This window comes from Clostridia bacterium (assembly GCA_014360065.1).
GTDB lineage: Bacteria > Bacillota > DSM-521 > Neomoorellales > JACIYF01 > JACIYF01.
In genome coordinates, this window is record JACIYF010000221.1 from 1 (window position 1) to 2,185 (window position 2,185).

A 2,185-nucleotide genomic window follows, 5' to 3' on the forward strand; every position below is an offset into this window, starting at 1 on the left:
CTGTCCTCGGCCCCGCCTCCGGGCTCGGTCTCGCCGACGTCTCGCGAGGCTCGCCCAAAGTCGCCTTGCGCCAGCATCCTCGGCATTTTCATGCTTCTTTCGGATGCACCGTCAAAGTATGGGTTAAACCGTTAAACCTCTACATATCTCTCGGCCAGCACCAGGGAGGCCACCAAGGCCAGGAGGGCTACGATGGAGGTGGCGACAAAGGAACTGACGTCCACCTGCTGGTAGGGAGCCGGTAACAATAGGGACGAATTGGTGAGTTCTACCTCAATGGGACCGAAAGCAAAAAGCAACCAATTGTGGATGGGGCTGGGCAGATAGAGCACACCTAAAAAGACCGTTCCAGTCACCAGCCACCCATAGCGGTGCACCGTCTTGCCAGCCAAGTAGGCAGCAAAAATGGTTGCCAGCATAAAAGCCATGGAAAGGACGTAAAGGACGTAGAATTTGAGGCCCAGAGAGAACACCTGCCAGATGAACTGGTTCCTGCCACCCATGGCCTGAATGTATGGTTCTAGTCCTGCCCAAAAGCGAGGGTCCAAGCTGGCGTAAGAATTTAAAACCCAGAAGGCCCCGGCCGCTGCCACCGCGGTCAGGATTATGAATTCGGTAATCACGGCCAGAAACTTGGCGCCCACGAATAATCCCCGGTGAAAGGGAATACTCATCAAGAGATAATGGGTATTCTCGGCCCATTCGGAGCGCAAAGTCAGAAAGCCCAAAACCACCACGCCCCAAGGAAGTACCGCCAGGGGTATGATGGCGAAGGGCAACGCTAGGCCCGGCTCTGTCCAGGTATGCATTTTGTAATTAAGGTAAACAAAGAGTATGCCCAGGAGGATTAGCATCAAGCCGATGCGGCGCTTGCCGGCCACCAAGTCTTTTTTGTAAATGCTGGCGAAGCTCTTAAAGCTGCTCATGTTCAATCACCTCCTTTAGCATCTCCTCGATAGTTTTGCCTTGGTCCCGGCGCAGGGCCTCCGCTTCCCCTTCCAGTACCACCTGGCCATGGGCGATGAAGACTACCTGGTCGAGGATGCCCTCCACCTCGCGAATCTCGTGGGTGGAGAACACAATGGTCTGCTCGCCCACCCGGTATTGCTGGAGCAGGCCCTCCAAGATTTTTCCCCGGGAGACCACATCGATGCCGGATAAGGGTTCGTCCAGGAGCAAGAGCGGGGCCCGGCGGGCCATGATCAGGGCCAGCTTGAGCCGGGCCCGCATGCCCCGAGAAAGAGTGCCCACCATCTTGTCAGGCGGCAGGTTCATAAACTGGAGCAGTTCCGCTGCCGCCTGGGGTTGAAAATCAGGGAAGTTTTCGGCCATGAAATCGGCCATTTGCTTCACCGTCATCCAGGAGTAGAGACAATCGATCTCGGGCAGGTAAGCCACTAGCGATCTGGACTCTAATCCTGGGGGGTGGCCCAGGATCCGGGCGCTGCCAAAGGAAGGGCGGAGCAGGCCGGCCAGGATCTTCAATAAGGTCGATTTGCCGGCGCCATTGGGTCCAAGCAGGCCTATGACTTGGCCCAGGGGGAGGCGAAGGGTCACCCCATCCAGGGCGCGGCTGAGCCCAAAGCGTTTGCCAAGATTATCGGTTTCAACTGCATACTGCAAATCTCGTATCCTCCTTCCAGAATATGGTACCCAAGCTTAGAGGTTACAGATTAGCTGGGGGCCAAGTCAGAGCTTGCGACTAAACATGGCCGGGTTACCTGCCGGGTCGGTGGGAGCCGGGCCGGTAGCCTGGCCAGAAGAGTTACGGTTGGGGTTGGGGTGGGGGTCGGGGTTAGGAACGCCGGGGGCGCTGCTCGTTTGCCTGAGGAGGTGGATGATCTCCTCCAGGGAAAACCCCAGCCCGGCCATTTCTTCCAAGAACCGCGCCGTGCGGCTCCGGGCCAATTGGTTGCGAATGGCAGCGATGATCTCTGGATCTTCAGTAATGAACGTTCCTTGGCCGCGCTTGGTTACCAGGATTCCTTCTCTCTCCAGCTCTTGGTAAGCCCGTTGCACCGTGGTAGGGCTTAGGTGTAGCTCGGCCGCCGTCTCCCGTACTGAAGGTACCCGCTGGCCGGGCGGCAAGGACTTCCGGGCCACGGCGAAGCGGATGCCATCCATGAGCTGGAGGTAAATGGGCACGGCGCTATCAAAATCAATGGTGAATGGCAATAACTTGCCG

General features: G+C 57.5%; 3 protein-coding genes. All 3 read right to left on the reverse strand.

Features of this window, described 5'->3' with window-relative positions; genetic code table 11:
- Positions 1–131 precede the first annotated feature (131 nt).
- On the reverse strand, positions 132–926 hold the full coding sequence (locus tag H5U02_15230; GenBank protein MBC7343773.1) for a hypothetical protein: 795 nt from the start codon (positions 924–926) through the stop codon (positions 132–134).
- Positions 913–1,623, reverse strand: a complete 711-nt coding sequence (locus H5U02_15235; GenBank protein ID MBC7343774.1) for an ABC transporter ATP-binding protein — start codon at positions 1,621–1,623, stop codon at positions 913–915. The genes H5U02_15230 and H5U02_15235 overlap by 14 nt, the downstream gene beginning before the upstream one ends.
- 66 nt (positions 1,624–1,689) lie before the next feature.
- Positions 1,690–2,124, reverse strand: coding sequence for a GntR family transcriptional regulator (locus H5U02_15240; protein MBC7343775.1), 435 nt, complete (start codon positions 2,122–2,124; stop codon positions 1,690–1,692).
- Positions 2,125–2,185 lie beyond the last annotated feature (61 nt).